Annotated in this window: 27 protein-coding genes; 7 read left to right on the forward strand and 20 right to left on the reverse strand. The window is 34.5% G+C overall.

Annotated features, from left to right (window positions below; genetic code table 11):
• Window positions 1-31: 31 nt before the first annotated feature.
• Together AC1B0Z_RS04145 and AC1B0Z_RS04150 are read right to left on the reverse strand one after the other, a co-directional pair.
• A complete protein-coding gene (locus AC1B0Z_RS04145; RefSeq protein WP_092578595.1) occupies window positions 32-211 on the reverse strand; it encodes a hypothetical protein in 180 nt (59 codons plus the stop codon).
• A gap of 89 nt (window positions 212-300) precedes the next feature.
• Entirely contained in the window at window positions 301-942 is a 642-nt protein-coding gene (locus AC1B0Z_RS04150; RefSeq protein WP_483794291.1) for a peroxiredoxin, read from the reverse strand.
• Between the two features lie 186 nt (window positions 943-1,128).
• On the opposite strand from AC1B0Z_RS04150, the gene fumC reads away from it, so the two are divergent.
• Window positions 1,129-2,526, forward strand: coding sequence for a class II fumarate hydratase (gene fumC / locus AC1B0Z_RS04155; protein WP_483794292.1), 1,398 nt, complete (start codon window positions 1,129-1,131; stop codon window positions 2,524-2,526).
• Between the two features lie 144 nt (window positions 2,527-2,670).
• Here fumC and AC1B0Z_RS04160 read toward each other — a convergent pair whose 3' ends face one another.
• From AC1B0Z_RS04160 to AC1B0Z_RS04210, 11 genes are all read right to left on the reverse strand, one after another.
• Window positions 2,671-3,252, reverse strand: a complete 582-nt coding sequence (locus AC1B0Z_RS04160; protein ID WP_483794293.1) for a Crp/Fnr family transcriptional regulator — start codon at window positions 3,250-3,252, stop codon at window positions 2,671-2,673.
• Window positions 3,253-3,402: 150 nt separating this feature from the next.
• Window positions 3,403-4,284 carry a chromosome partitioning protein ParA gene (locus AC1B0Z_RS04165; protein ID WP_483794294.1) on the reverse strand — a complete coding sequence of 294 codons (882 nt, stop codon included), beginning with the start codon at window positions 4,282-4,284 and terminating at the stop codon, window positions 3,403-3,405.
• 261 nt (window positions 4,285-4,545) lie between these two features.
• Window positions 4,546-6,243: a hypothetical protein gene (locus tag AC1B0Z_RS04170; protein ID WP_483794295.1), complete on the reverse strand. Its 1,698-nt coding sequence runs from the start codon at window positions 6,241-6,243 to the stop codon at window positions 4,546-4,548.
• 262 nt (window positions 6,244-6,505) lie between these two features.
• Window positions 6,506-7,036, reverse strand: coding sequence for a hypothetical protein (locus AC1B0Z_RS04175; RefSeq protein WP_483794296.1), 531 nt, complete (start codon window positions 7,034-7,036; stop codon window positions 6,506-6,508).
• Window positions 7,027-7,284: a GIY-YIG nuclease family protein gene (locus AC1B0Z_RS04180; RefSeq protein ID WP_483794297.1), complete on the reverse strand. Its 258-nt coding sequence runs from the start codon at window positions 7,282-7,284 to the stop codon at window positions 7,027-7,029. The genes AC1B0Z_RS04175 and AC1B0Z_RS04180 overlap by 10 nt, the downstream gene beginning before the upstream one ends.
• 161 nt (window positions 7,285-7,445) lie before the next feature.
• Window positions 7,446-8,681 carry a DUF6638 family protein gene (locus AC1B0Z_RS04185; RefSeq protein WP_483794298.1) on the reverse strand — a complete coding sequence of 412 codons (1,236 nt, stop codon included), beginning with the start codon at window positions 8,679-8,681 and terminating at the stop codon, window positions 7,446-7,448.
• Window positions 8,682-8,709: 28 nt separating this feature from the next.
• Window positions 8,710-9,468: a pentapeptide repeat-containing protein gene (locus AC1B0Z_RS04190; RefSeq protein ID WP_483794299.1), complete on the reverse strand. Its 759-nt coding sequence runs from the start codon at window positions 9,466-9,468 to the stop codon at window positions 8,710-8,712.
• Window positions 9,469-9,480: 12 nt separating this feature from the next.
• A complete protein-coding gene (locus tag AC1B0Z_RS04195) occupies window positions 9,481-10,068 on the reverse strand; it encodes an NUDIX domain-containing protein (protein WP_483794300.1) in 588 nt (195 codons plus the stop codon).
• Entirely contained in the window at window positions 10,058-12,019 is a 1,962-nt protein-coding gene (locus tag AC1B0Z_RS04200; protein WP_483794301.1) for an AAA family ATPase, read from the reverse strand. The genes AC1B0Z_RS04195 and AC1B0Z_RS04200 overlap by 11 nt, the downstream gene beginning before the upstream one ends.
• Window positions 12,020-12,079: 60 nt before the next feature.
• Window positions 12,080-13,144 (reverse strand): hypothetical protein, encoded by a 1,065-nt coding sequence (locus AC1B0Z_RS04205; protein WP_483794302.1) that lies wholly within the window; start codon window positions 13,142-13,144, stop codon window positions 12,080-12,082.
• Window positions 13,145-13,331: 187 nt separating this feature from the next.
• Window positions 13,332-14,675 (reverse strand): microtubule-binding protein, encoded by a 1,344-nt coding sequence (locus AC1B0Z_RS04210; protein ID WP_483794303.1) that lies wholly within the window; start codon window positions 14,673-14,675, stop codon window positions 13,332-13,334.
• Window positions 14,676-15,000: 325 nt separating this feature from the next.
• Here AC1B0Z_RS04210 and AC1B0Z_RS04215 point away from each other — a divergent pair, with 325 nt between their 5' ends.
• Together AC1B0Z_RS04215 and AC1B0Z_RS04220 are read left to right on the forward strand one after the other, a co-directional pair.
• Window positions 15,001-15,240 (forward strand): hypothetical protein, encoded by a 240-nt coding sequence (locus AC1B0Z_RS04215; protein WP_483794304.1) that lies wholly within the window; start codon window positions 15,001-15,003, stop codon window positions 15,238-15,240.
• Window positions 15,241-15,248: 8 nt separating this feature from the next.
• Window positions 15,249-15,419, forward strand: a complete 171-nt coding sequence (locus AC1B0Z_RS04220; RefSeq protein ID WP_483794305.1) for a hypothetical protein — start codon at window positions 15,249-15,251, stop codon at window positions 15,417-15,419.
• 76 nt (window positions 15,420-15,495) lie between these two features.
• Here the strand turns inward: AC1B0Z_RS04220 and ettA are convergent, their stop codons facing one another.
• From ettA to AC1B0Z_RS04255, 7 genes are all read right to left on the reverse strand, one after another.
• Complete coding sequence (gene ettA, locus AC1B0Z_RS04225; RefSeq protein ID WP_483794306.1) at window positions 15,496-17,187, reverse strand: energy-dependent translational throttle protein EttA; 1,692 nt, start codon at window positions 17,185-17,187, stop codon at window positions 15,496-15,498.
• Window positions 17,187-17,369, reverse strand: a complete 183-nt coding sequence (locus tag AC1B0Z_RS04230; protein WP_042243884.1) for a CAL67264 family membrane protein — start codon at window positions 17,367-17,369, stop codon at window positions 17,187-17,189. The genes ettA and AC1B0Z_RS04230 overlap by 1 nt, the downstream gene beginning before the upstream one ends.
• A 101-nt stretch (window positions 17,370-17,470) precedes the next feature.
• Window positions 17,471-18,187, reverse strand: a complete 717-nt coding sequence (locus AC1B0Z_RS04235) for a pirin family protein (RefSeq protein ID WP_483794307.1) — start codon at window positions 18,185-18,187, stop codon at window positions 17,471-17,473.
• 303 nt (window positions 18,188-18,490) lie between these two features.
• Complete coding sequence (locus AC1B0Z_RS04240; protein WP_483794308.1) at window positions 18,491-19,360, reverse strand: pirin family protein; 870 nt, start codon at window positions 19,358-19,360, stop codon at window positions 18,491-18,493.
• A 50-nt stretch (window positions 19,361-19,410) separates the two neighbouring features.
• Entirely contained in the window at window positions 19,411-19,848 is a 438-nt protein-coding gene (locus AC1B0Z_RS04245) for a MarR family winged helix-turn-helix transcriptional regulator (protein WP_483794309.1), read from the reverse strand.
• 35 nt (window positions 19,849-19,883) lie between these two features.
• Window positions 19,884-20,414 carry an NADPH-dependent FMN reductase gene (locus AC1B0Z_RS04250; RefSeq protein WP_483794310.1) on the reverse strand — a complete coding sequence of 177 codons (531 nt, stop codon included), beginning with the start codon at window positions 20,412-20,414 and terminating at the stop codon, window positions 19,884-19,886.
• A gap of 37 nt (window positions 20,415-20,451) precedes the next feature.
• Window positions 20,452-20,808, reverse strand: coding sequence for a DoxX family protein (locus tag AC1B0Z_RS04255; protein WP_483794311.1), 357 nt, complete (start codon window positions 20,806-20,808; stop codon window positions 20,452-20,454).
• A 144-nt stretch (window positions 20,809-20,952) separates the two neighbouring features.
• On the opposite strand from AC1B0Z_RS04255, the gene AC1B0Z_RS04260 reads away from it, so the two are divergent.
• The 4 genes from AC1B0Z_RS04260 (at window position 20,953) to nrfA (ending at window position 26,195) form a co-directional block, all read left to right on the forward strand.
• A complete protein-coding gene (locus AC1B0Z_RS04260; RefSeq protein WP_483794312.1) occupies window positions 20,953-22,596 on the forward strand; it encodes an acyl-CoA carboxylase subunit beta in 1,644 nt (547 codons plus the stop codon).
• Window positions 22,597-22,794: 198 nt separating this feature from the next.
• Window positions 22,795-24,072 carry an alginate export family protein gene (locus tag AC1B0Z_RS04265; RefSeq protein WP_483794313.1) on the forward strand — a complete coding sequence of 426 codons (1,278 nt, stop codon included), beginning with the start codon at window positions 22,795-22,797 and terminating at the stop codon, window positions 24,070-24,072.
• A 12-nt stretch (window positions 24,073-24,084) separates the two neighbouring features.
• Window positions 24,085-24,687: a cytochrome c nitrite reductase small subunit gene (nrfH, locus tag AC1B0Z_RS04270; protein WP_483794314.1), complete on the forward strand. Its 603-nt coding sequence runs from the start codon at window positions 24,085-24,087 to the stop codon at window positions 24,685-24,687.
• 11 nt (window positions 24,688-24,698) lie between these two features.
• The gene (gene nrfA, locus AC1B0Z_RS04275; protein WP_483794315.1) at window positions 24,699-26,195 is read left to right on the forward strand and encodes an ammonia-forming cytochrome c nitrite reductase; all 1,497 of its coding nucleotides are present in this window, start codon (window positions 24,699-24,701) and stop codon (window positions 26,193-26,195) included.
• The last annotated feature ends 46 nt before the right edge of the window (window positions 26,196-26,241 follow it).

The raw sequence follows: 26,241 nt of genomic DNA on the forward strand, positions 1-26,241 counted from the left end.
CTTTTTTTATATTATCTTATTCTAAATTGGTCTAACTCTGCAGACGTTTCGCTTTTTTCTCTTCTCTAATTTCTTTTAATCTTTCAATTAACGATCCTCCTATCCAATAAGGAATCACAAAGGTCAACAAAAAAATCATTAACCAAAATCCAATGGTCAAAATTGTTAAGAAAGCTAAAAATCCTAAATACTGGTCAAATTCGAATAACATTTTAAACGTCTTAATTAATATTTGGCAAAGTTACTACAAAGCCTTTTGTTTTACAATATTAAACCAAAAATTATTAACAGTTTTTTTAACTAGTCTAAATTTGGTTGTGGTGTTGTGCGTAAATATGGTTTTACAACCTTATGCCCTTTAGGAAACATACTCGGTATGTCTTCAGTTGCTATAGCAGGAGATACTACCACATCTTCCCCATTATTCCAGTTTGCTGGTGTAGCTACTTTATGGTATGCAGTAAGCTGTAGAGAATCTATTACCCTTAGCAATTCGTCAAAATTTCTACCTGTTGAAGCGGGATATGTAATGATTAATTTCACTTTTTTATCATCACCAATCACAAAAACTGAACGTACCGTTAGTTTGCTGTCAGCATTTGGATGAATCATATCATAGAGTTCAGATACCTTCCTATCTTCATCTGCAATTATTGGGAAGTTTACTATGGTGCCTTGGGTTTCGTTAATATCCCCAATCCAACCTTTATGAGAATCTAATCCATCAACGCTCAGTGCAACAACTTTCACATTACGCTTGTCAAACTCTTCTTTATATTTTGCTACAGTTCCTAATTCTGTAGTACAAACCGGTGTGTAATCTGCTGGATGGGAAAATAAAATACCCCAACTGTCTCCTAACCAGTCATGGAAATTAATGTCACCTTCAGTGGTTTTCGCATTAAAATTTGGAGCTTCATCTCCTAGTCTAATTGTTGCCATAATTTTATTTTTAGTGTGTATATGTTAATTTTACTTTATTCCTACTAAATTAATAGATTTTAGATTCTTATTAACATGAAATTAGTTATTTAAATGTTAAAAAACAGACGTAAAAACTAACAAAAATCATAATTATAAACGTTAGAAAAGACCTAACTTTGTAGCTTACTTATAATATCCATCGAAATGAGTTTTAGAATAGAAAAAGATACTATGGGCGAGGTAAAAGTACCCGCTGATAAACTTTGGGGCGCGCAAACTGAACGCTCCAGAAATAATTTTAAAATTGGTCCCAGCGGTTCAATGCCATTGGAAATTGTTTATGGTTTTGCATACTTAAAGAAGGCCGCTGCATATACCAATTGCGAATTAGGAGTTTTAGATATAGAAAAACGTGATTTAATCGCTAAGGTTTGTGACGAGATTTTGGAAGGTAAACATGACGAGCAATTCCCTTTAGTAATTTGGCAAACAGGTTCTGGCACACAAAGTAACATGAATGTTAATGAAGTAGTTGCTAACAGAGCACATCAAATAGCTGGAAAAGTTATAGGAGAGGGTGAAAAAACAATTCAACCTAATGATGATGTAAATAAATCGCAATCCTCGAATGACACCTTCCCTACTGGGATGCATATTGCAGCATACAAAAAAATTGTAGAAACTACAATACCAGGTGTAAAACAACTACGGGATACCTTAAATAAAAAATCACAGGAATTTAAGGATGTTGTAAAAATCGGTAGGACCCACTTAATGGATGCAACTCCATTGACTTTAGGACAAGAACTTTCTGGCTATGTGGCTCAATTAGACCACGGATTGAAAGCCTTGGAAAATACATTGTCTCATTTAAGCGAATTAGCTTTAGGTGGAACAGCCGTAGGAACTGGGTTAAACACGCCTAAAGGCTACAGTAAGCGCGTTGCTGAATATATAGCAGAATTTACAGGGTTACCTTTTGTAACCGCCCCAAATAAATTTGAAGCTTTAGCCGCACATGACGCTTTAGTAGAAACTCATGGTGCCCTAAAACAATTAGCTGTTTCTTTAAATAAAATTGCAAACGACATTAGAATGATGGCGTCTGGACCTCGTTCAGGAATTGGAGAGATTATTATTCCAGCAAATGAACCTGGGAGTTCAATTATGCCGGGAAAAGTAAATCCAACACAGTGTGAAGCACTAACGATGGTTTGCGCGCAAGTAATTGGTAATGACGTCACTGTTTCTGTTGGTGGTACACAGGGACATTATGAGCTTAATGTTTTTAAACCTGTAATGGCTGCTAACGTATTACAGTCTGCCCAATTAATTGGTGATGCTTGTGTAAGCTTTGATGAAAACTGTGCTATTGGTATTGAACCTAACCATGCCGTAATTAAAGAATTATTAAACAATTCTTTAATGCTTGTTACAGCATTAAATACAAAAATAGGGTATTACAAGGCTGCAGAAATTGCAAATACCGCTCATAAAAATGGAACAACACTTAAAGAAGAAGCTATAAACCTTGGATATGTTACTGCTGAGGAATATGACGAATGGGTAAAACCTGAGGACATGGTAGGTTCCTTAAAATAAGGGATACCATAAAAGCAATATAAAAAAAGCAGGTTATACACCTGCTTTTTTTGGTCGGTTAGCTATTAATCCTCCTATAATTTAATATCTGGAAGATATCACAACAAATATATAATTATCAAAAGTTATAGAGGTTAACATTTGTTAATCCTGAGATTCTTTTAATTTTTTTCTTATTCTACTCAACTGAACCGGTGTAATACTTAAGTAGGATGCTATGTGATATTGGGGTACTAATTTATCAATATTTGGTATGTCCGCCTTAAGTTTCAAATAGCGTTGTGAAGCATTTAGCGAAATAAGCTCTAGCTGTCGCTTTTCGTACCTCATAAAAACCTTTTCAAGAATAACTGTGTACAAATTGCTAATTACTATATCAGTAGCGCACATCTGTTTTAACTCTTTATAATCAATTTCGTAGAGGCTACATTTTGTAATAGTTTCATACACAACTTCGGACGGTGCATTCTTTATCAAAGCGGTAAGTGAACCTGCAAAGTTCATAGGAAAAAAGAAACGCTTATTAAATTCTTTTCCTGATTCTGAGGTAATGTAGCAACGCATTACGCCTGATATTAGCAAATACAATTTTGAGGGTACTTTTCCGAGTTCATCCAATTGAACGTGAGGCTCAAATTTCTTAAACTCCGAGATTCCCTTGATTTTTAAAAAAGCTTCTTCGGGTATATGACCAAAAGAGTCTGAGAATTCATCATTATCAAACATTGAGTTATGTGGGTTGGTTGGTAACCGCAATATAGAATTTGTTTCCAAAACACAGAAAAAAACTCTACATAAGGTTATAATTTCCCATTAAAAATAAAAAAGCCCAAAAGTCAAGACTTTCGGGCTTTTATTCTTTAAGGATTACCAGCGCTACTTCAACGTAAACTCTGACGTTGATACTAGGTCTTTCTTATTAAATACGTTTACAACATAACGTCCTTTTTCAAAATCACTATCCCCATTTGAAGTTACAAACTCACAAACATTTAAGTTAGCACTTTCATAGTTAAACTTGCTTACAACACTATAATTTAAAGTTTTCTCATCAAAAGCCACTTGTTCATTAGCTCCTAAGATATTGTTGTTCGGGTCAATCACTTGAACATATAATTCTTGATCTCCGGCTTGCACCAATGGATTCTTGGCAACTGTAAAACAAACTCGAATTTTATCAGCTCTTCTGGCTCTTTCCGTTGGAATTAGTTTTCCTGACGTTCTTTCGATAACACCAAATCCTTTTAAATCAACAGTATTCAAAATCGATGCGTTTTCTACAACTTCAGCAAGTGCTGTGTTCTGTACTAATAATGAATCTGTAAACATAGTACGCTCTTCAAGCCTAACGCGTGTGCTGTCCAATGAGGTTGCCAGATATGAATTTTCAATTTTAAGTGAATCATTTAAAGCCAATAAAACATCCATTTCCTTTTGAAGGTTTCTGTATTTTGTTTTATAGCGCCATAAACTCTTTACATTAGTTTCTGAAATTCTTAATGAATCTATTAAACCTTGAATACGGTCTCTTGCCTCAATTAAATCCTTATTGGCGATGTCATTTTCAGCGATGGCCTCATCGTATTGCTTTGCCATAGCGTTCAAATCATTCATTACCAATTCTTTTTCGGCGCTTAGTTCATTTTTGGTATCCTTACTTTCTTTGTACAAATTCATTGTGTAAAATCCAGTAGCTAAAAATAAAACCAAAGCTATACCTAATGCCACTTTTAAACCTGTGTTGCTTTTATTTTCCATAATTATTGTCTTTTTAGTGTTAATACTAAGACTTTTAGCAAAAAAGTCCTTTTTGATTTTTAGAATAGATCTATTAGTTTTTGCTTACATATAAATATACGCAATAGTGTATCTTTTAGATGTTTATAAATAAAATATAGTTTAAACAAAAAACCATAACACATTGAAATAAAATTAGTTAACCTTAAATCTTAGATTGTAAAAATTTTACCGAAAAAGGATTAATATCTCGCATAGACTGTTCACTTGATAACAAAACTGCTAATTAGTAACCGATTTTAACGAGTCAATTTGTCTTTGAAGTTTGTCAAGCAGTTTATTTTTATCACTATCCATAGGAATTGCCTTATTGAGTGAATCTTTAACCGATTCAGCAATGTCAATTTCTCTTTTTTCCTCTGCAAAATAGTAACCAATACCTTCACTGGCTCTCCAGGCTTCATTTAACTGATCGTAAACTGTTTTATCCCATTGACTAGGGTGTTTAACATCTATCCAGACTACATCTCGGTATTCGCTATCTATTAAAACCAAATCTGGAGTTGCGGCACCATCAAACTGTTGCGCATTTTTATCACTAATAGAAGATACCGTTCCCATAAAAAACATACGTTTTCTACTGGCAATATTTTTTATATATGGCCTAAACTCCACAGGCGTATTCGCTGTCCAATCGTACTCTTTTCTTGATTCTTTAACTTTTAGTGGCATTGCCGAAACCCCTGCGTAGCCTTGTTTTTTAGATGCATGATTGTAATAATATAATTTGTCGGTACCATCCGCAGGCACAAAAACACTAAAACTTAAACTAGTGCGCTCATCTCCTACTGGTTCTAAACCAAACCAATGATATAGCCCGCTGTAAGCTTCTTCTCCTGTTTCAGAAAAATTAAAATCAGTAACATAAGGTTGTTGGTTTTGGTCTTTAGGCATTTCAGGAATTTTAACCGCCGTTTCCATATTCCAAGGCAACGGATCGCTAAAACCACCTAAGAACTTAAGGGATTCTGCCTGAAGTCGTGATACTTTTTCTGCCAATGTATTTTGTCGTGTTAAATAAGTATGATTTTTCATTTCTTTAGGACTTATGTAAGTTCCCTTTCCAATCAAAATCCTCTCAATATAATCACTAAAATCGTGCTCACCATTATCAATAACCATTACACCGCCAAAGGTTGGGTAAGGAAATAAAAAGCCTTTCCATTTTATTAAGCTTACCACCTGCACCCAAGCACCTTTATCATTTTTCATGTAATAAGTGTCGCTAGGCTCCAAAGTAAATAACTGGAAGAAATTAAAGCGTTGTACTACAGCATTATAGGTGTTTCTACTGAATTTCAATGATTCTCCAATTGAAAATGTTACAGGAATTCTATTTTCACTTGAAAACCTAGGAAACGGTGTTGTACTCGATACTGCGAAAACCTCTTCGGTATTATCTGTAATCCCTTGCCAAACATATTTTTCGGTGGGTTGAATAGCCATCGTCCATTTATTCTCATCTGCAATACGAACCAAATGTGGTAATGATACATCTTTAGTTTCTCCAACACTTTCATTCGCCATTGAGAAGATGTTCCGTAAAGGTTGAATGCGTTCATTTTGCGTTAACGGCAGTTCGTTGATTTCCAATTTATTTAAATGATTAAATACATTGTACGTTTTCATATAATCGTACATTTTAAAGTGCCAACCTACCACATATAAAAGGCCAAAAAACAATGCTAAAACTGCAAGAATTCCCAACCTGCCAACAGTACTAGCAGATCTTCTGAATTTTCGAAGTCCAAAAAACAAGATAATTCCACTAAGTAAAATCACGAAAATAAACTTGCGCACAAACAACAACGCTGGTTGATAATCATCACGTAAAACAAATAATGAGATGAGCACTATTAAACCAACAATAATTGTAATCGTTTTTTGTTTTTTGCCCTTGTTCCAATAGTTTTTTATCATAATAAGCCCTCCTTAATCCTCCCAAAAGGGAGGAAACTCACAGTATGGGTAGCTGTGGTTTATTAATATATTTGGTTTTCTTTATTTCGGTTTTCGTGCCTTATACTAAAAATCATTGCGATTATCATTAAAATAGGCGATACTATATTTGCTCCTTCTAAAAATTTCGGAACAGTGCTATAATCTAAGTTCAAAAGATTGATTAGTAAAATAGCACCAAAGATTACTATTAATATGTAACGAAATTTATTTATTGATTTTTTCATTTTAAATATCCTTTATCTTTTAAGCGTTCCCTAGCGGTCTTACCATCACCCTTTGGTTCTTTTTTTGGAATTTCCACTACGTCTTCCGCCTCTTTAGTTTTTAAATCTTCAATAAAGTCTTTTCCTTTTTCTATGGTATCTTGAACCATATCTTCTACCACATCACTTTTTTCTTCAATGACTTTTCCAGATTTCAAAACAAAATTCGCGACATAAGTACCGATAAGAGTACCAACTGCTATCGATGAAAATGCAGATATTCCATTGTAACTCGTAAAAATTTGGAACGGTGATAGAAATTGAATAATTAATCCAATTAGCAAATAAAACCCTACCACATAAACCAATCTTGGTAAAAAAGCTTGTTTAAATACAAAGCCTTTCTTTTCAGTGGGCTTCATTTGTAACTCTTTACTATTAAAGATTTTATTGAAAAAACGATACAGCCTATTGCCTTGAGATTCCCTCCAATAAATAAAAATGCCAAATAAAATTGCCGCAATAAAAATTACAAGTTCTAAGCCCATGGTTTAAGCGTTTTTGTCATTCCGCACTTGATGCGGAATCCATTAATATTCCAATCGGAAGATAAATCTTCCCAATTACTATTTTCTTCTTCAATCAGATCAATTTTCCATTGCCTGTTCCAATTCTTCAATTGTTTTTCTCTTTTAATGGCATCATTTACATATTGAAATTGTTCAAAATACATCAATTTATCTAATCCATATTTGGCTGTAAATCCTGAAACTAATTTATTCTTGTGCTCAAACATTTTTCTTTCCAAATCATTTGTTACTCCAATATATAAAGTGCCGTTTTCTTGTTTGATAAAAGATATACATAATATTGATGATAATTCCCTTTCATTTATCCTCGATTCCGCATCAAGTGCGGAATGACAAACTAGTAGTTTATAAAATTAGTCTAAAAAACTTAAATATTGTTACTAATCGTTTCCACCACCCAATCTTTAAACGAATCGTCCCAAGCTTCAAAAGATTTATAAAAATCTGGTTTGTCATACCAATACCAAAACAATACATCCTTCGGAGCAATATTTACCAAAAGTTTCCAAATTAAATCTTGATGTTTAGGTTCTAAAGATGAATGCGGTTTGTGCAATGCAAAAAACAGTTCATCATCTATAATATCGGCAATCTTGAATTGGTTGCTGGTTTCAATTTTTTCCAAATAACGCTCTACGCTCATTACCTTTTTTCGAGATTTGATATCCAACTTGTTTAAATAACTTTTAAATAGAATAGGGTTCTCTAAAATCTCTTTTATGGGATGCTGTGTCTTTTTTAAATGTTGAAATAGTTCAAATTTTTTGATACGACTGTAACGCTCGGTGTTCACATCGCTTTCTAAATCATAATCAATTATGGAATGACTTCTCAGTTTATCCATTAACTCGGGTTGTGAAATGTGATAAATCAACACATCATGTGTGGTGTCTTTTATAGCTTCCTTATGCCATTCCTCATCTTCAAAAATGGCGATAGGTACAATAAAATCCCGCAATAGATAAACACCACCAAAAGCTCGGGTATAAAAGGAATTTGGGGTGTATTGTAACTCATGCAAATCCAAATCACGATGACGCAAGTCACCATAAGCCTTAGCAGAATCCAATAGTTTTTGATGCATGGTTTCGCTGATGAAATTATTACCTCTATTGAATTCTTCAACAAGTTGTAACTGCTCCTCTTTTACCTTATCCAGGTTATCAATCAAATGAAAATGAATGGTAACTTCATTATATTTTAGAACGTCTAAAGGTTCATAAAACGCATCAATCCCTTGGTCAAAATCTAAACATATTGCGCTGTCTCTAGTGATATCTTTAATCTTAACACCATGAATTTTAAAGAGATACTTCATCATATCCCTATCAAATGTGTGAAAGGGTAAATACACAGGCTTTTCTTTTTGAAGGGGCGAAATAATAATACCATGTGGATTAGCCTCTCCATTATTCAAATAGTTGATATCCTCTTTTTCTTCGGCTACTTCTGGGCTCCACCCTATACCATCTATATGGAAGGTTTTGAGTTTGGTTTTTGTAAACCCAAGTTTAACCAAGCATTTGTTGTAGCGCTCCACTAGTTTTCCACTCACAGGAATGAGTTCACTTCTGTATAGGTTTGCTTGTTTTAGTTTTTGCATTAACTAGGTTCTATTCTTTTTTTGATTATTACTTTTTAGCAATCTGATATATTTCGTTATCATTTACAACGTTTGGTCTTTTCTCAATTTTGTATTTATCCGTTAATGACTCTATTCCTAAGTTCTCATTATTCTTCAACATTTCAAACCACATTTCAGAACCTACAATCGCCCTATCCAAACAAACATTATCAAAGTTGCATTTTTCAAATTTTGTATTAATTAATATGGAAGAATTAAACTTCGAATTTGATAAATCTACTTGATTAAAATTAGCATCCATTAACTGGGTATGATAAAACTCAGTATTAGACATATCACTTAATGCAAAAGCACATTCGTTCATTTGAGCTCCTGAAAATTTCCAGTTTTTCATATCCTTAAACATTAAGGAATTATTGGTAGAAAGATAACAATGCGACAAATCTAGGTTAGTTGCACCTATTTTTATTAAACGCTCTACTAATCCTCTAGTTCTATAAAGAGCTTCTTCACTCTTCCAAAATCTGTAATCATTTATTTCTTCAGTATATCTCTCAATTAATTCATTTTTTTTCCTCTCATCTGACTTTATTTTTTCTTTCTTTTCTCTGTAAGTATCATAAATTGTGAGAACTATTCCAAAAACAAATAAATCGAAAATAAGACCATGAAATTCAACTAAAATATCATGTACGGTGAATTCTTTATCAAAGAAATCTAGTATTATAACTATAAGTATTGCTATAATTCCAAGACTAACAAAAAGCTTAATCTTCGGATTAATATTTTTTAAAGTGAAATTCAAATTAGTTAACAATTAATTATCTATCAGTTTATGAATAATAGCATACTGAAGCAACACAATGGTACGTGTATCCACTATTTCGCCATTATGCAACATTTCTACAGCTTTTTCAAAAGGTATTTCTAACACTTCAATATCTTCAGCTTCACTATCTAAACCGCCACCATCGCTCACTTTCATATCATCAGTGTATTCTCCAACAAAAAAGTGCATCTTTTCAGTCATTACACCAGGTGAAGAATAGGCTTCGTATATTTTTTTTACTTCTTTTAAGCGATAACCAACTTCCTCTTCTGTCTCTCTAATTATACAAGCCTCAGGGTTGTCTTTGTCTAGCATACCAGCAGCAACTTCAACTAAAAATCCATCTTTATTATCGTTTAAAAAAGTTGGCATTCTGAATTGCTTCGTTAGAATTACAGTTTTCTTTTTTGTGTTGTACAACAATATTCCTGCGCCATCACCTCTATCATACACCTCTCGCATTTGATTGACCCATTCGCCACTTTTCATCAAATAATCAAAAGTAACTTTATTCAGAATATAATAATTGTCTGAAAGTAAGGTATGCTCAATGTTTTTAACTTGTTTATTTTTCATTCTCAAACGTTCTTCTCGCTTCTGTTTCAATATTTAATTGATTTACTCTTGCGTCAACTTTTCGTTTAAAATCGGTATCAGCAATGGTTGCTACATTATCAAGGTAGCGCACCACTTCTTGTCGTCGGATTTCAGAAAAGTCCAAATCTTTCATATTTGAGCGCATCAATTCTTGAAGCATATTAAACTTCGTATCATAGTCTTGTTTAAAATAAATTTCAGGGTTTTCAAACCAATCTTCTTCTAAATCAAAATCGGTTAAACGCAGCGAAATTGCCGATTGAATATTTCGTACATCACGAGATGAAAAGAACGGAAATATGGCCTGAATTTCTTTGTACAGATTCGCATAAAACAAATGCTGATTCGTTTTAAAGTATTTTTCCACGCTATCATAAACCTCATGTACACGTTCTTCAGTAGGTTTCTCAACACTACTTAGAATATCACCCATATTTTTTGCTAAACCTTGATCTTGCAGGTAACTATAATTTTCTGGCCCTTGCATGTTCACAAAATCTGGCATTGTATCATCAATTTTACGCCACCATAAATGGTCTTGATCTAAAAAATCATGCTCCGTACGCGCGCCATCAATCTTAAAACGACCTTGTACACGGGAAATCACAGCCTTATCCAGCATTTCAGGTAAATTGGTGAACAACCCAATGGAACTGTTGCCATAATTAACAGCATAGGCACCTTCAGTATATCTTAAAAAGACACCAATAACTTCTTTTACACCAGCCGAAACGCCTTGTGCAGTTCGCTCTTGTAAATTATTTTCTGCATCATCAATAGGTGCAAAAATTAATTTTGAAGGATCTTGCAAAGGTTTCATCCACTCTACCATTTTTTCTGCTGAACCACCTTGAAATGTAGAAATCAACGTATCTGGCATTGGATGAAATAAAAACGGAATATCCAAAGTATCACAATGCTCTTTTAATCGTGTAGCAATAGCTGCAATTAACATACTTTTACCTGTTCCTGGAATACCGTAGCCCATAAATACAGGCATAAATCCGCCTAATTCTTGAAACGGGTTTTTCTTGGCAGTAAAATCGTAACTCAGTAAACGCTCAGTTAATCGTCTTGCAAAGTGTTTTGCATCGCGGTTACCAACAATTTGTTCAAACTGGATTTTATTAAACTCTACACTTTTTGCGGTACCTTGAAATACGTTATTCCATCCTGAAACTGCAAACTCAGAGTTTTCCAGTTTATACGTTCTGTCTTCAATCGTTTCTGTATATTCTAAAGAGCTTTTGCGTAATTGAATCTCATCAATTAAGGCTTCAAAATATACTACCGTAAAATCGATAACATCTTTGTCAGACTTAATAATTTCTGGATGTCCTAAGTATTTATCATAATAAAACAAACTACAGGAAATCCCTTTCATAGGCGACATTAAAGACACTTCAGGAATACCAGCGAATTTCTGCTTCATCACACTTAAATCGTCAGAAGCATGAGGTTTTAAGTCGTATAATATTTTATAAGCCTTGGCAAATAACATAAATGCTGTTGCCGTATGCATTTTACTTTCAAACTCGCGTTTTCCATTGTTATCCAAAGCAGTTTTATTCTCATTTAAACTTGATAAACCCGAGGCATCGTAATAACTATCCTTTATCCAGATACCTAAAGTAATCCCTTCTTGCACTGCATACAGCGTCTGATTTAAATAAATAGGAATCGCAACGGAATCTGGTAATAAGCGTTTCTTCAAACCTAAAATAGTTTTAGAAACCGAAGTTACATTTACCGAACTTCCATTATTAGCGCGAGATAAATACAACAAGATAGATTCATCTTTAGCATCTTTATCTCTGTTTTTTGCACGAGCACCTTGCTCCCATTGCACACTTTTTAAGTATGAGGAAGCTTCATCCCGAAGCATGTCAAGTTCAGATAGTTTTATAGGAAATGTTGAGTTATGTTCCATATTTTTTAGTTTTCAGCCGCAGTCACAGTTTTCAGTACCGCTTAATTAGACTTCGACTGTTTACTTTTTTAAATTTATTTCTACACCAGCAATTTCAATAGGTGGTTTTGCTAACCCATTCATCATATCTGGTGTTTTGTTATATAATAATTGTATCACACGATGTGGCGCTAACACATATTTTTGCTGAAATACATCGCCCCAGTTTTGCAATACTTGCTTATTAAAAAAACTGCCCTCTTTAAATTCGCTTTTAGAGGCTACTTCGGTAACTTTAAGCGACACCGCATAAGATTCTAAAGGAATTGTTTTTTTGCTAATAGCTTCTAAAATGGTATGCGTTAATGTGTTTTCATCCTTAGCAAACATGTTATGAATTGGCCCTAAATCAATCCGCTTAATTACTTTTGGCGACACTTTAGGTAACTTTTTATCAATACCATATGCCATAGTATCTAAAGCCATATCCCTATCGCCTACATGCTTAATTATCTGATAAATTTCTGGTTTTGCATCACGAGCATCCGATCCGCTATAATCAAAATACATAAAGCAAATAAAAGGTCTGTTTTTAACCACATCATAAAAACTCCAACTCGTCATATATTTTGCATCAACACCCTCAGGAGCATTCACAATTTTACCCTGCACAAAACGATTAAAAATGTATTTTTTGTTTACCGAAGCATAATACACAATTGATGCAGCCTGAAACAATCTACTTTTCTTCACATGCTGCTTTTTACGCATCAGGGTATCTAAAAACTCTTCTTTTAAGGTTGAAATGGGTGTTAATTTGCCCAAATAGTCATCCCTAAGTTCTAAATCATTGAATAAATAACGAAACTCTAAATAGTTAGGAAAACCAGATTCGGTTAAATCTACCTTCATATTATCCTCGTCGTCATACATGTATTTAATGCGCATCGCCTCAATAGAATACAACAACAAATCGCAATATTGCTTAAACATCGCCACCTCAGCATCATTACATATCTTTTCTCTTTGTACTGCAACCACCAACTCTTTAAACACAAAATCTATCATTTTATGATAAAACGTATAGTGCGCTTTGGAATCTAAAATTGCGGAATCTAAAGGTGTAACTATTTGGTTTATGGACATGTATTCAGTTTTCAGTCGCAGCGTCAGTTAGCAGACTATAAAATTTTGGATAATTTTTATTTTGGCGTTACCACAAGGGTCGGGCTTTCACTACTCGCTCCCTCCTGCGTCGGGGAGCTCAAACATACCGTTCGATCCCTAACGCAGATAGACCTAGTTTTAAATGTTATAGCCTTTTATTGAAAATTTACGATAGTAAATCGTCATCCTCCGCTTTTGGCTTTGGTTCTCCTACCGGTTTACCATCGCCACCTGAAGGTGCATTTGCATCTGCTTTATAATACTCTTCAAAGATTTCCTTCATATCGATACCATAGCGCTCCGCAAAATTCTTCTGAATGTCTACATCCTTCTCCCTAATTTCCTGTAAAGCCTCAGCATAACTACTGTAAACACCTTGCATAACTTTTTCATGTACTGGAATATTATCCATCATGTCCTGACGTGCCTTGGCGCTTGCAGTATGCATCGCAGCCAGGGTTTCTCCTATATGTTCATCGGTTTTTACACCAAGATGCTCTAGAATGGCGGCAAATTCTTGGTCTGTACGGGCTTTTAATGCCACCACGTAACCATCGTAATATTTTAAACGCTCTTCCGTATCACTTTTAAGTTTCGCACGGTGTGTTTGTAAATTACTTCTAAGCGATGTTAGCACTTTAATAGTTAAGTTATGCTTATGTACAAAACTATCCTTACTAGCAGCAAGCGTTGTGTATGCATTTTTCAAGCCTTCTAACTCTTCTACTTTTTGCTCCAACTGCGTAACTTTACCTATAGCCTGTGCATATTCCGCAGATTGCTTGTCGGCAATATCCTCTAATTCTTGTCTGGCTTGTTTTAAAAGCGCATACTGCTCTTCTAGTTTAGCTTCTACCTCTTTTTTCTTCTCTAGTGCTTTAGTATGATTTTTAGTAGCTTCAACAATTGCATCTTGTAATTTATCTTCTACTTCTTTAATTTCAATTTCACGATTCTTCAAACGTGTAACAGCAGCCTGAGATTTATAAGACAGCTCTTTTAATAGTGTTTCTACATCGGCATTTTCAATTCGCTCTTGAAACATGGCTTTTGCCTTATTATCAGCTGCTGCTCTTGTTTTTTCAGCAATTTGAAGTGCCTGTTCTGCTTTTGCTATCTTACTTTTACGTCCCCAAAGGTTATTCCACCAGGTATCGGGTTTCTTTTGTGCATCTTCCAATTCAATTCTGGCACGCTCTAAAGCTTTTTGAGCATCATCTATTACCTTTTGCTCGGTCGCGTTAAGTGATGAGAATTTTTCGAATAAAATACCAACTTCATCCTGGTAATCTGTTAAGTCCTTAATTGCATCTAAAAGGGTAGTTCTATCTTTTTCAGCCATGTGCACCACATCATCCAAAGTTGCATTTAAGATTTTCTGACGCATTTCAGGATCATCCTCTTGCGATAGCTTAGATTTCATAGTATCAATGGCTTTTCCCCAATTGACATCTACTTTTTCGGTTTTTTCGTTGGAATTGGTTTCTAATAAGTCAAAATCATCAGACATGTTATGTGTAGTGTTTTAGGTTGAACATCTTTAAGGTCAAGCAATTTCGTTAAAAAAGATGACTTTTGAAATTTAATTGACCTTAAATTATTGGTGTATTTTTATTCGAAAATGTTACAAATTACTATAAAATTTCAATTTTTATGATAAAATTCCGTCAGATAATTCACTAAACAAAATGCTTGAAAACCATTAATTTACGTGGTTTTGAAGCACAAACAATTAACCTAATGTTAATAAAAAACACATATTTACTTCATTTTAAACGTTTTAGTTTGCAAAAAAGATTATATTTGTGAAGCTATTAACCCAAATCAATTAGTTCATGTTTCTCTTTACTTTTAGTCAAAAGACAAGTCCCTTACTAATTAGTCAAAGTCAAATTGTTACCGTTTTATCGATAGTAGTGGTGTTCTTTTTAGTGCTTCTTATCTTAGGTGTAAGAAAATCTTATATTCTTAAAAAAGAAAACGATCAATTAGCTAATTCAGGCTCTTTACAGAGCGATGATGACAACAAGACTTATAAAGATTTTAGGGACGGTCATTTATACGATAATAATTAATATCTAAAATGATTTTACTAATCCTCTTATTTACTCCTATTGTAGTACTTCTTTTTCTAATTTCTAGAAATATAAAAAAGCAAAATACATTGTTACGTCAGTTTGATGTTACAAAGAAGAGTTTTGAAAACATCAAAATTTCTGATTATAAATTAGGAGACAGTCATATTTACAAATAGAAAACAAACCTTAATACAATTAAAAAAGCCCACTTTCAAAAAAAATGGGCTGTTTTAGTTACACTAAATACCTTATTTACCTAACTAACTTTTTATATTTTATACGTTTAGGCATCAAATCGCCACCTAAACGTTTCTTTTTATTCTCCTCATAATCAGAGAAACTACCCTCAAAGAAATATACTTGAGAATCGCCTTCAAAGGCTAAAATATGTGTACATATTCTATCTAAGAACCAACGGTCGTGACTAATAACTACGGCACATCCCGCAAAGTTCTCTAAACCTTCCTCTAAGGCTCTTAGGGTATTTACATCAAGGTCGTTTGTTGGTTCATCTAAAAGTAGCACATTGCCTTCTTCTTTAAGTGTCATAGCCAAATGCAAACGGTTACGCTCTCCACCAGAAAGTAATTTTACTTTTTTGTTTTGCTCACTTCCAGAAAAATTGAATCTACTCAAATATGCTCTAGAATTAACCTGCTTTCCTCCCATCATTACTAACTCTTGCTCATCACTAAAGTTTTGCCAAATAGACTTCTCGGGGTCAATATTAGAATGACTTTGGTCTACATAAGCAATTTTAGCGGTGTCACCCACAACAAACTCGCCTTTATCTGGCGTTTCTTCTCCCATTATCATTCTGAAAATGGTTGTTTTACCAGCACCATTTGGTCCAATAATACCAACTATTCCGGCTTGTGGCAAATTGAAATTTAAATCGTCATACAATAACTTATCGTCATAACCTTTGGCAACACCTTTGGCTTCAATAACATTGGTACCTAAGCGTGGACCATTAGGTATGTATATTTCTAGTTTTTCATCAAGTTGTTTTTGGTCTTGACTCATTAACTTATCATAATTCTTCAAACGTGCTTTTTGTTTGGTTTGGCGCCCCTTAGCACCTTGGCGCACCCACTCCAACTCACGCTCCAACGTTTTTTGACGTTTAGAAGCCGCTTTACCTTCTTGCGCCATACGCTTAGATTTTTGATCTAACCAAGACGAGTAGTTCCCTTTCCAAGGAATCCCTTCTCCTCTATCTAACTCTAAAATCCAACCAGCCACGTTATCTAAGAAATATCTATCGTGAGTTACTGCTATTACAGTACCTTTATATTGTGCTAAATGATGCTCTAACCAATGTACTGATTCTGCATCTAAATGGTTGGTAGGCTCATCTAATAATAAAACATCTGGTTCTTTTAAAAGCAAACGACAGAGAGCCACACGCCTGCGTTCTCCACCAGACAGCACGCCTATTTTCTTATCGCCATCTGGAGTTCTTAAAGCATCCATAGCAATTTCTAACTTGGTGTCTAGCTCCCAAGCATTTGCTGCATCAATTTGGTCTTGCAATTCTGCTTGACGGTTCATTAACTTTTCCATCTTATCAGGATCGCTATATACTTCTTCTAAGCCAAATTGGTCGTTTATTTTATTGTATTCATCAAGGATAGCAACAGTTTCTGCTGCACCTTCACGCACTACTTCCATTACTGTTTTTTCATCATCTAATTGTGGCTCTTGCTCTAAATACCCAACGGAATAGTCCTGAGAAAACACTACATCGCCTTGGTAATTTTTATCAGCACCAGCGATAATCTTCAATAATGTAGATTTACCAGAACCATTAAGCCCTAAAATTCCAATTTTAGCCCCGTAAAAAAAGCTTAAGTATATATTTTTTAAAACTGGCGTATTTGCACTTTGAAATGTCTTAGTTACCCCAGACATTGAGAAAATTATTTTTTTGTCGTCACTCATTACACTCTACCTTTTAAAGCATTAAACACCCATGCTATTGCAAAAAAGCCAATACCAACAGTGGCAAAGCCCCAGCCTGCAACATCATCGTATCTGTATGCTCCCATTAAAATTAGCACAACGCCCATAATTATCATTAAAATGGTTGCCCAAGCTAAAACTGTGTTTTTATTCATCGCCATAATCTTTTCTTTTTTGGTTAGTTAAAAAACAAATATCGTAGTTTTAAATAAAAAAAGCACCTATTTCTAGGTGCTTTTTCGTTATTAATCAATCTTAATGATTAGTGCATTGGCACTTCAATTATAATTAGTTCCGAGTTTTCATTAGCTGAAATCTCAATCTTATCAACATCCCAAACGCCAATGGCATCGCGCTTACCCAAAGTATTTCCAGAAAGCTCCACACCGCCTTCTGCAACAAAAACATAAAATCCATTATCTGCATTTTTCGGACTTAGCTTCACAGAATTACCAACCTCTAAATTCGTTCGATAAATATATGCCTGTTGACTAATCGGTAGCGCATCTCCTTCTAATTTATCCTTAGGTGCCACAACCGTTTGCAAGGTGTTTTTACGCGCAGAAACATCAAATTTTCGTTGTTCATAATTTGGTTCAACACCCATTTCCTCTGGTATAATCCAAAGTTGCAAAAAGTTAACGTCATCTGTTTTACTGTCATTAAACTCAGAATGTGTTAACCCTGTTCCTGCACTCATTACCTGCACTTCGCCAACCTCAATGGCGCGTTTATTCCCCATACTATCTTTATGCGATAATGCGCCTTTTAGCGGAATAGAAATAATCTCCATATTCTGGTGCGGGTGCGTTCCAAAACCCATTTTAGGTAGCACCACATCATCATTTAATACTCTAAGCTTACCAAAATTCATACGCTCTGGATTTTGATAACTTGAAAAACTAAATGTATGATGTGATTTTAACCAACCGTGATTTGCAAATCCTCTTGTGTCTGCTTTGTGAACTATTGTTTTCATAATTTGTGTTTTTGTCATTTCCTTGAAGAAGGAAATCTAATTTTTATTTTATTTATTTGGGCGTTACCACAAGGGTCGGGCTTTACGCTACAAGTCCTCGCACCTCTCCCGATAGCTATCGGGATCGGGCTGTGGGCTTTCAACTGCTCCCGATAGCTATCGGGACTAACGCGCCACTCATACTCTTCAACCCACCCCTAGCCCCTCCAAGGAGGGGAATGCTTACCCATACTTTTTCAAACCTACAAGGTTTCAAAAACTTTGCAGGTTATGAGTTCCCCTTCTGGGGTTAGATGGCTTGTTTTAGGGGGCTAGAAACCCCATTTTACCCATTTGATAATCTCTCATGGCTTCCATAATTTCAGTTTGTGTGTTCATTACATAAGGACCATAAGTTTGAATAGGCTCATTAAAAGGTTCTCCAGAAAGAAACAATAATTTACTTGTCGCATTTCCTTCAATAGAAAACCCTGTGCCATCTTGATTAAATTGAATCAACTGATTTTCATTGAGCTTCAATTCCTCTGAACCATTTATTGTAACATCGCCTTTTAATAAATAAATCGTCGATTGATGTGTCTCTGGAACAGCCATTTCAAAACTTCCATCTACTTCAATATCAATCATATAAGTATTAACTGCGGTTTGTGTTTTTATACGTCCGTAAACACCATCAAACTCTCCAGCTATAATCTGAATGTTTACTTTACCATCATCAGATGTTACCACTCTAAAATCGTCATTGGCGACATGCTGATAATTAGCTTCAATCATCTTTTTGTCTGCAGGCAAATTCAACCATAACTGAATACCCTCTAAAATTCCTCCTTTTTGTACAAAAGCCTTTGTAGGTGCTTCAGCATGAATAATACCTCTACCTGCCGTAGTCCATTGTACATCGCCTGCTTTTACAACACTTTCATTACCCAGCGAATCTCTGTGTAACTGCTCGCCTTGAATCAAAAATGTTATCGGTTCAAACCCACGGTGTGGATGCGGCCCTAAATCAAACGGATTATTCTGTTCAGAAATCTCATAAGGTCCGTAATGATGTAATAATATAAACGGATCTATATTATCAATCGTTCTTGCTGGTATGGGCTGCCGTAATTGAATTGGACCCATATTCACAAAATCACTTCTACCCACTCTTTTTATTGTATTTAGTTTCATAATATTTGTATTTTTAATAGTTTCCATGGAAACTATTTGTGTAAATTTTTTTATCTAATCTTATCTAATAAATCACTTAAAGTCCCTGCTTCTTCTTCAGATAAATTATCAAGCAAATCATCATTTAAATTAGCTTCAATTTTTTTTAATAGTGCTAAACCAACATCTGTAATTTCAATATGTACAACACGTCTATCTCCAGGACAGGGCAACCTGTTTATTAAATTTTTATCACAGAGTTTGTCCATGAGTCTTGTCGCATTTGGAGCCCGCTCAATCATACGTGTTTTTATTTCCTGTACTTTAAGCGGCTGTCCTGCACCTCTAAGAATTCTTAAAATATTAAATTGTTGTGGCGATAATCCATAGGGTTTAAAAAATTCGTTGTGAATACTATTTATCCAATTGGCAGTGTAAATAATATTTAGCATTGCCTTTACTTTATTATTAACAAATTTAGATTTTATGTCTTTTGAAATATCTCCCATTGTTTAGTATTCAGTGTTCAGAACTCAGTTAACAGTTATAGAGCTGCTTTAAAAGTTTCTACTTTTTCTTTTAGTTGTTTATCCAAATCTTTATTTGAAATTTTTTCTCCCGAAAAATTGTCGCCAAAAGATGGAAAACTAAACTCTGCTACAATGTTACCACCCATAAAAGGGAAACGATCTTTTGCTACTTGTAAAACTGATGCACCTCCTCTGCCACCTGGAGACGCTGCCATTAATAACATTGGTTTTTCACTCCAAAGCTTACCGTCTATTCTAGACATCCAGTCAAAAATATTTTTAAATACTGTAGCATAAGCACCGTTGTGTTCTGCTAGTGAGAGTATGATACCATCTGATGATTTTATATGTTCTAAAAACGTTTTGGCATTATCTGGTATACCTTTTTCGTTTTCTAAATCGATACCGTAAATAGGCAATTCAAAATCGTTTAAATCTAATATATCTAACGTTACATCTTCAACTAAGCTAGATGCATAAATTGCTAACTGCTTATTTATTGAGGTTTTACTATTACTACCTGCAAATGCTATTATTTTTTTCATTGCGTTAATGTTTTTTTATTTCCTCTAGGAAAGATTTTTATTTATTTATCCTTTTATAAAATATATATGAAACAGCTAAAGCTATTGAGGCAATTACTGCTGTTCCTTGTTGCCCATCGCCTATCATATAATGTGCAAAAAAGGCTAATACAAAAGCATAAAAGAAACCTGCATAAGCCCATTCTTTTAAAGTTTTATACCCAGGCAGCCACAAAGCTACTAAACCTAATAGTTTTATTATAGCATAAGGATATATTATATACGTTGGATAACCAAAACTCTCAAATGCACCTTTAATCATGTCGTGCTGAAAAAAGTACATACTTACTGAAAATAGCATTACGGCTGTTAATACTACTGTTGCTACATAATAGATTATTTTGTTTGTTTTCATTTTGATTGTTTTTAATTACATGACAAAACTACGCAAAATATATTTATATTCCAAGGAATATATTTCCATGTTATATATTTTAACAAATTATTCACTTTTTATACAGGAATTGGTTTTGTAAATTCGTGTAAAATAAATATACCTATGGATATCAACTTCAATAAAAATGAAGATCACAATAAATTATTAGTCTCTGAACTCAATAAACGATTAGCTAAAGTAAGCTTGGGCGGTGGCAAAAAACGTATTGAAAAGCTACATAGCAAAGGTAAACTAACAGCCAGAGAGCGTATTGATTATTTGTTGGATGACAAAGCTAAATCTATTGAAATCGGTGCTTTTGCTGGAGAAGACATGTATCCGGAGCATGGTGGGTGCCCTTCGGGAGGTGTGGTTATAAAGATAGGGTACATTAAAGGCAAGCAATGTATTGTGGTGGCTAATGATGCTACAGTTAAAGCTGGGGCGTGGTTTCCTATTACTGGAAAAAAGAATTTACGTGCTCAAGAAATTGCTATTGAAAACCGACTACCGATTATTTATTTGGTAGATTCGGCTGGTGTGTATTTACCAATGCAAGATGAGATTTTTCCTGATAAGGAGCATTTCGGACGCATATTTAGAAACAACGCCATAATGAGCAGTATGGGCATAACGCAAATTGCCGCTGTTATGGGAAGTTGTGTTGCGGGTGGTGCTTACCTCCCTATTATGAGTGATGAGGCGTTGATTGTTGATAAAACAGGAAGCATCTTTTTAGCAGGAAGTTATTTGGTAAAAGCTGCTATTGGAGAAAGTATTGATAATGAAACCCTAGGCGGTGCAACAACGCATTGCGAAGTTTCTGGTGTTACAGATTATAAAGCCAAACATGATAAAGATGCTTTAGATAAAATTAAAAATATTATTGATAAAATTGGGGATTACGATAAAGCTGGTTTTAACAGAATTGAAGCAAAAAAACCAACAGAAAAACCCGAAGATATTTATGGAATTCTTCCAAAAAGTCGTGCGGACCAGTACGATATGCATGAAATCATCAAACGATTGGCAGATAATTCAGAATATGAAGAATACAAAGCTGGTTACGGACAAACTATTATTACTTGTTATGCTAGAATTGATGGTTGGGCGGTTGGTATTGTAGCTAATCAACGTCAGATTGTCAAAACCACAGGCTCAAAAACCAAACCAACTGAAATGCAATTTGGTGGTGTGATTTATAATGATTCTGCTGATAAAGCCACACGTTTTATTGCCAATTGTAACCAGAAAAAAATTCCGTTAGTATTTTTACAGGATGTTACTGGCTTTATGGTGGGCAGTAAAAGTGAACATTCTGGTATCATAAAGGATGGTGCTAAAATGGTAAATGCGGTTAGTAATTCGGTAGTACCAAAATTCACAGTTATCATTGGAAACAGTTACGGCGCTGGTAATTATGCCATGTGTGGTAAAGCGTATGATCCAAGATTAATTTTTGCATGGCCTAGTGCAGAACTTGCAGTAATGAGTGGAAACTCTGCCGCTAAAGTTTTGTTGCAAATTGAAAAGGCTTCTCTTGAAAAACAAGGCGAAAAAATTACTCCTGAAAAAGAAGAAGAACTATTCAATAAAATAAAAGACCGTTACGATAATCAAGTATCGCCTTATTATGCCGCTGCACGATTATGGACGGATGGTATTATTAATCCGTTAGATACCAGAACTTGGATTTCTATGGGTATTGAGGCTGCTAATCATGCTCCTATTGAAAAACAGTTTAATTTGGGGGTTTTGCAGGTTTAAAATTTACAATTGTTATTAGTTGCTTGCTATTATAAAATCTATTTAAAATTGCGGATATCGCATTTATAAAGCTCAAAACTCTCATTATTTTATAAAAAGACAAAAAAATCCTAAATCTTTTTAGGTTTATGATATTTATCATAAAATGTAGCTTAAAATGTCATCAAATTTGTTCAGCAATTCTAAACAAACTTGAAGATGAGCAAAAACCAACTATTACCCAAAATTTTTCTACTTTTTTTAATCCATTTTTCATTCCAAAGCACTTATGCACAATTAGAAATAGGTGCAGATGTAAGACCTCGATTTGAATATAGGCATGGATTTAACAACCTATTTCCTAATAATACAGAGCCTGCCGCTTTTGTAGTGCAACGCTCCAGACTGAATGTGAGTTATATTATGGACAACTTAGATATTATGATAAGTGTTCAAGATGTAAGTGTTTGGGGAGATACTAAACAAATAGATGTTACTGATAGCAATAATTCATTTTCATTATTTAGAGCTTGGTTTGAATATCATATAAATGAAAACTGGTCTACTAAGCTCGGGCGTCAAGTACTTTTGTATGATGACGAGAGAATTTTAGGAGGATTAGACTGGGCAATGCAAGGGCGTTTTCATGATGCGGGCTTAATCAAATATAAAAAGGACAACTTTATGGCTCACTTTGGTTTTACCTTCAGTCAGCAATCACAAGTAAATGAAGGCAATGTTTTTACCATACAAGGTGCATCAACTTACAAAGCAATGCAGTTTGCTTATCTAAAGAAAACTTGGGAGAAGAGTTCTGCTAGTTTTCTATTACTAAATACAGGTTTTCAAAGTTTAACTGGTGTTGACAATGATATCGCAGATGGCGTTTTTTATAAACATACTGCAGGCTCCTATTTTACATTTCCAATAGATAATGTAAAACTTGCAGGTTCTGCTTATTATCAATTTGGAAAATCGGATAAAACTACAGATTTAAGTGCATATCAAGTATCTCTTGAGGCTAATTACAAACCAAATAATACATTATTTGCATTAGGGTTAGAAATATTAAGTGGTACAGATCAAGGTGGGGACACAAAAAATAAATCCTTTTTACCTTTATATGGTACCAATCATAAATTTAATGGTTTCATGGATTATTTCTATGTTGGAAACCATGCTAATAATGTAGGACTTGATGATTTTTATGCAAAAATTGTATTTAAAACCGGAGAAAAGTCTACCTTATTAGCGAAAGCGCATTATTTCTTAGCTAATGCAAGTTTAAACAATGATGCCGATAAGTATTTAGGTACTGAATTTGATTTTGTTTACACAAATAAACTCGCAAAAAACATAAAAATGAATATTGGATATTCACACATGTTTGCTTCGGATAGTATGAGTTTGATAAAAGGTGGAAGACCAAACGATAATACAAATAATTGGGGTTGGGTACAACTAATAGTTAATCCTACACTTTTTAAAAGCAACTAACTAACACATATATTGGAAACCAAAAGGAAAATATTACCCCCAAAAACAACAAGATGGCGAACAACTGCAGTTTTCTTTATTGCAGTTGTTATCGGGTTGGGATTATTTATGGCGAAAGAATCCCGTGTATTATCATATATGTCTGACGACCCTCAAGCCTGTGTTAATTGCCATGTTATGACGCCTGTATACAATAGTTGGATGCATAGTTCTCATAGAGAATGGGCTAATTGTAATGATTGCCATGTACCGCATAATAATGTTGTTAATAAATACTATTTTAAAGCAAAAGATGGTTTATACCACGCCTCAGTTTTTACTGCACGTGCTGAACCAGATGTAATAGAAATGAAAGAGGCTTCACAAGAAGTGGTACAAAACAATTGTATTCGTTGCCATGTGCAACAAGTAACTCAGGCAAAATATGATGGCTACATTGAAGATCATAGAGAAAACAGAACAGGCAGACAATGCTGGAGCTGCCATAAACAAGTACCACACGGTAAAGTTCATGGCTTATCTACTATAAAATTTAATGTTGCACCGTTACCCACAGACCAGCAGGAACTAGTAATTCCTGAATGGATGGAAGAACAAATAAAAACTAAAGATTAAACCCATACCAAATGAAAAACAAAGTATTATTTATTGTAACCATTATCGTGGTTTTTTTACTGGGGCTGCTAGCATCTAGTATTGTCAATAGAAAATCTGAAGCAAAATACAAATACACGCCTAGTGTAAATATTGCTGAAAACGAACCCAGAAACGCTGTATGGGGAGAAAATTTTCCTTTAGAATACCAATCTTCTTTGCAAACATTAGATACTACATTTGCCTCTATGCAGGGTGGTTCTGCTATGCGAGATGTTTTAGAGGAAGACCCAAATCTAGTAATTCTTTTTGCAGGCTATGGGTTTTCTAAAGATTACAACCAAGGAAGAGGACATGCTTATGCTGTTGAAGATCTTCAAAATTCGTTGAGAACAGGTGGTCCAAAAGGAAAAGGAGATGGTCCAATGCCTGCTACATGTTGGACATGTAAAAGTCCCGATGTGCCGCGTTTAATGAATGAAATTGGTATTACTGAATTTTATAGTGGTAAATGGGCTGATAAAGGTGCTGAAGTAGTTAATCCAATAGGTTGCGCCGATTGTCATGATAATAAAACCATGAAATTGAAAATTACCAGACCTGCACTTGTTGAAGCTTTTGATGCTATGGGAAAAGACATCAATAATGCTACTCATAACGAAATGCGATCTTTAGTCTGTGCACAATGTCATGTAGAATATTATTTTAACAAAAACTTACCTGGTAAAGAAGGTACGCCTTATTTAGTATTTCCTTGGAAAGACGGTATGACTGTTGAAGATATGGAAAAATACTATGACAATTTAGAATTTAAAGACTGGACACATAAAATAAGTAAAGCACCTATGCTGAAGGCACAACACCCAGGTTATGAAACATTTACTACTGGCGTGCATGCAGACAGAGGTGTATCGTGTGCAGATTGCCACATGCCTTATAAAAGTGAAGGTGGGCAAAAATTTACAGACCACCATATTCAGTCTCCTTTAAATAACACATCCAATGCTTGTCAAGTTTGTCACAGAGAAGAATCTAACAAGCTTATTGCGAATGTATACGAAAGACAACGTAAGGCCACTGAAAACAGGTTAAAACTTGAAAAACTTTTAGTTAGCGCGCATTTAGAAGCTAAAAAATGTTGGGATTTAGGGGCTACAGAAGAACAAATGAAACCTATATTAACCGATATTCGTCATGGACAATGGCGTTGGGATTATTCTGCAGCAGCACATGGTGCTTCATTCCACTCGCCAGTTGAAACAGCTCGTGTGATTGGAAGCGGACTAGTAATAGCTCAAGAAGCTCGTGTAAAATTAGCTAGGTTATTGGCTGACTTAGGTCATAACAAACCTATAGAAATGCCTGATATCTCTACAAAAGAAAAAGCACAAAAATATATAGGACTAGACATAGAAAAACTTGAGGCTGAGAAAAAAGCGTTTAAAGAAAACTTATTACCTAAATGGCTAGAAGAGGCCAAAGCTAGAGAAGATGCAATGCCAATTAACACAGTGTCTTCAGCAAACTAAACAACTATAATTCTCCTAAAAGACACCTTATGGATAGTATAAATAA

The organism is Hyunsoonleella sp. J2K-J805 (genome assembly GCF_057167125.1).